This is a genomic window from Streptomyces sp. CO7 (assembly GCF_053474865.1).
In genome coordinates this window covers 9,715-13,840 of the sequence record NZ_JBRIOU010000008.1, presented here as the reverse complement: position 1 = coordinate 13,840, position 4,126 = coordinate 9,715, and the positions used below count along the sequence as shown (strand labels likewise).

Here is a 4,126-nt window from a genome sequence, read left to right as displayed (position 1 = left end):
GTTCGGGGCGTCAGACACAATGCCCCGATTCTACGGCGCACCGTTCCCTCCCCCCGCGCTCACCACCCCCGGCGCGGGCGGCCGCCGTGCCGGAGGGCGAGGTCAGGCCGGGGTGCCGAGGAGCGGGCGGGCGCGTTCGCGTAACTCCACGACCCGCGGTTCGTCGCCGTACGGCTCGAGCCGGGTGAGCAGGTCCTTGACGTACTCCGTGGTGCGGGCGGACGAGATCCGCCCGGCCACCTCCACCGCGCGGACGCCCTGCTCGCAGGCCGCGTCCAGGTTGCCGGACTCCAGCTCGGCCACCGCCGAGACCACCAGCCGCAGCCCGTGCGAGCGCACGAACTCCTCGGTGGGCTTGGACAGCGCCTGCTCGGTGAACCGCCGTACCTGCCCGGGCGCCTTCAGGTCGCGGTAGCACTCGGCGGCGTCGGCGCAGAACCGGTCGTAGCCGTAGAAGCCGAGCCAGGTCGGGTCGTTGTCCCCCTCGCGGGAACGCTCCAGCCAGCTCTCGGAGGCCTTCAGCGCCGTCCCCGCCGCGGCCGCGTCCCCCGCCCTGGCGTGGGCCCGCGCCTCGACCAGACGGAAGAAGCTCATGGTGCGGGCCGTGGCCAGCCCTCTGTTGCGCTCCACCGCGGCCTGGGCGAGGTCCACGCCCTCGTCGCCGAAGCCCCGGTAGGTGGCCTGGAGGGACATGGACGCCAGGACGTAACCGCCCAGCGGCACGTCCGCCGCCGCCCGGGCGAGCCGCAGGGCCTGGATGTAGTAGCGCTGCGCGGCCTCCTGCTGCCCGGTGTCGAAGGCCATCCAGCCCGCCAGCCGGGTCAGCTCGGCGCTCGCCCCGAACAGGGCCCGCCCGACGTCGTCGGAGTACGAGCCGAGCAGCAGCGGCGCCGCCTCGACCCGCAGGCACTCGGGCACCATCGAGGACCGCCAGTCCCCGCCGCCGTACTTGGAGTCCCACCGCCGCGCGTCCTCCGCCGCCTCGCGCAGTTTGCGGACGTCGCTGTGACCCACCTTCAGCGGCGAAGACCCCTCCGTGGCGCCGGCCTCGCGCGCCACCGAGGTGTCGGCCGGGGATATCAGCCACCGCGAGGCGGGCGTCGCGTAGGCGGAGACGGCGAAGGAACCGGCCAGCGACTGCCAGATGCCGCCCGAGCCCGCCCGCCGGCCGGCCAGGTCGAGCCGGTACAGCTCGGTGGCCGACCGCACCGCCTGGCCGACGTCGCGCGGGAAGGCCAGACCGACCTCGGGCGTCGGATCGGCGTCCGCCAGCCCGATCTCGTGCAGCGGGACCGGCCGGCCGAGCTTCTGCCCGATGGCGGCCGCGATCAGATGGGGAGCCGCGCCCTGCGGCACCATGCCCTTGGACACCCAGCGCGCCACCGACGTCTTGTCGTAACGAAGCGTCAGACCGCGCTGCGCCCCCAGGTCGTTCACCCGCCGCGCCAGCCCCGCGTTGCTGATGCCCGCGAGGGCGAGAACGGCGCCGAGCTTCTCGTTCGGCCCGCGTTGCTCCCTGGACATCCGGTTCCCCCTCGGCAGAGACGGCTGCCGCGACTGGCATAAACCCGCGGCATTCGTAAACCCAGCGTAGTTCTCCGAATCCCATGCGTTAAGGGGCAAAGTTCCGTATGGCGAGATTGCTGCCCGGGCGGGAGTACGGAGTGTGTCCACGTGCTCCCGTTGTGTGGCCGTGCGCCCGGCCGTGCGCTCTACGTCGCCGGCGGCCAGGACTGTTCCATGGGTGGTGCGTGGGTCGGCCCGCTGTACTGGATCCAGCGGGCTGGGGGACACCGCCGCCACATCCCCGCGGGCGGCGGACCGGTCCGGGAGGCGCAGCCCGCCTCCCGGACCGTACGTACTCCTCCGTATGTACGGAGAGTGTGCGCGGGGCTCCGCAGGTCGCACACAGTCGGCGTATTTGGCTGAAAATATGCCCCGCGCCGAGAGGTCGTCAGGGCCCTCCCGCCAGGTGAACGCAGGCGCACCGGGTGGTCACCGGGGGCGCGCCAGGGGGCGCATTCAAGTCGCCCCGGTGGAACGCCACTTGACCGGGCCTTCGCGCGGCCGGCACGGAGGGCGCGTCGGCATGCCTCCGTGACACTCCCTTCGTGGCAGCATGGTGCACAGGTTCGCTCGTGCACTGATTGTCCACAGCCTGTGGAGGCGTCGATGCGGTGGTTGGTGGGATGGAGCAGCACCGCCGCGGGCCATCGGCCGCCAGGCTCCGACCTCTTCGGCGCCTACGGCGAACCCGACGGCTGCAGCGACGAGTTCGGGGAGGACATCCCCGAGCCGGTGGGCGCGCAGCTGCTGTGGGGCGGCGTCGACCCGTTGTGGGCGGTGGGCGACTGGCGGCCCGACGAGACCCGCGTCCTGATCGCCGACGCCCGCACCCGGATAGCGGTGGTGGGGCTGTGCGGGGCCACCGACGACCAGCTGCTGGCCGGCCTCTTCGCGGCCCGCGGCGGCGCGCTGCGCCACCTCACCGCCTGGCCCGGCAGCTACACCGTCGTGGTCCAGGTCGACCGGCGCACCACGGTCTGCGGCGACCTGGCCGGCGCCCGCCCCGTCTTCCACACCCCGTGGCGGGGCGGCACCGCCTACGCCACCGCGGCGCTGCCGCTCGCCGACCTGGTCGGCGCCAACCTCGACTTCGGGCACCTGGCCGCCCTGCTCGCCGCGCCGGAGGTCCCGGCCGCGGTGCAGGACTCGACCCCCTACGAAGGGGTGCGGCGCATCCCGCCAGGACACGCCCTGATCCTGCGCGCCGGAGCGCGTGAGGTCGCCGGGTACGAGCCGGTCGCCTCGCTCGCCGTGGCCGCGCCCTCCGCCGACCCGCACAGCGCCGTGGACGCGCTGCGCGAGGCGCTGGTGGAGGCGGTCCGCACCCGGCTGGCGGCTCCCCGGCACATGCCCGGCGCCGGGACGGACCCCGGCCCGGTGCCCGGCATGGGGCCCGCCGACCGCCGCGCCGACCGGATGCCGGTGCCCGGCATCGGCGCCGACCTGTCCGGCGGCCCCGGCTCCGGCACCCTGGCCCTGCTCGCCGCCGGCCTGCCCGGCCGCCCCGGCACCGTGCTCGGTCACGGCGCGGGCGCGGGGGAGCGGCTGCTCGCGGTCACCTTCAACGACCTGGCGGTCCGCGGCCGCGAGGCGGAACTGGAGCGGGCGGGCACCCTGGCCGCCAACCCCCGGCTGCGGCACGTGGTGGTCGCGGGCGGCGTGGAGGCGCTGCCCTACGCCGACCTCGACGGCCCGCTCACCGACGAGCCCGGCCGCTCGCTGGTCTCCGCGGCCCGGCACCGCGCCCGGTTCGCGGCCGGCAGCGCCGACCACTTCACCGGGCACGGCGCCCGCGAGGTCCTGGACGCCCACCCGGCGCGCCTGGCCGACCTGCTGATGGACCGCAAGCGCCGCCACCTGGTCCGGCCCACCATGGCCCTCGCCCGGGCGGACGGCTCGGTGCTGGTCCCGGCCCGGGTCTACGGCGCGGCCCGCAAGCTGGCCCGCACCTCCTACCCGGCCGGCATGAACGATTTGGCGGAGCGGCTGCGGCACCGCCGGTTCGACGACGGCTCCGCCGTGGCCGGAGCGGTGGAGGCCTCGCTGGCCTCACTGGTGTGGGCCACCCCCGGTCCGGCCGCCCGGTGGCTGACCGGCGAGGCGCTGGCCGACGTCTCGGGGCGGCTGCAGGCGGCGACGCTGCGCGCGGCGGCCATGGGCCCCGGGCAGCGGCCCGGCGACTTCCGCGCCCGGGCCGCGCTGGCCCGCTACGCGGCGGACGTACGGGTCCTGGAGCAGGCGGCGGAGGTCCGCGCGCAGCGGCTGCACGCGCCGTTCCTCGACAACCAGGTGGTGCGGGCGGGGCGTGCCCTGCCGGAGACGCTGCGGGTGCGGCCCGGGGCGCGGGCGGCGATCCTGCGCTCGGTCCTCGAGGGCGCGGGCGTCGGCGACCTGCCGCCCGGCTGGGGAGCGCCCAGCCATGCCACGGCGGAGGCCGCGGACCGGGCGGGGCTGCGGGCCGCGGGGGAGGTGCTGGGAGACCTGTTCGCCTCACCGTTCCTGGCGGAGGCGGGGCTGGTCGAGGCGCGGGTGGTGCGGGAGGCATTTCGGGCGGGGGCGG

The 4,126-nt window shown here is 76.0% G+C and carries 2 protein-coding genes; one reads left to right on the top strand and one right to left on the bottom strand.

What is annotated here, in order from left to right:
• Positions 1–102: 102 nt before the first annotated feature.
• Positions 103–1,524 (bottom strand): MFS transporter, encoded by a 1,422-nt coding sequence (locus tag ACOV8S_RS24900; RefSeq protein ID WP_448320463.1) that lies wholly within the window; start codon positions 1,522–1,524, stop codon positions 103–105.
• Positions 1,525–2,172: 648 nt separating this feature from the next.
• Between ACOV8S_RS24900 and ACOV8S_RS24895 the strand changes: the two genes are divergently transcribed.
• A partial coding sequence (locus ACOV8S_RS24895; protein WP_448320461.1) for an asparagine synthase-related protein occupies positions 2,173–4,126 on the top strand: 1,954 nt, incomplete at its 3' end.

Coding starts and splice junctions, on each gene's coding strand:
- ACOV8S_RS24900 (WP_448320463.1), bottom strand. CDS start 1,524: ATGTCCAGGGAGCAACGCGGGCCGAACGAGAAGCTCGGCGCCGTTCTC.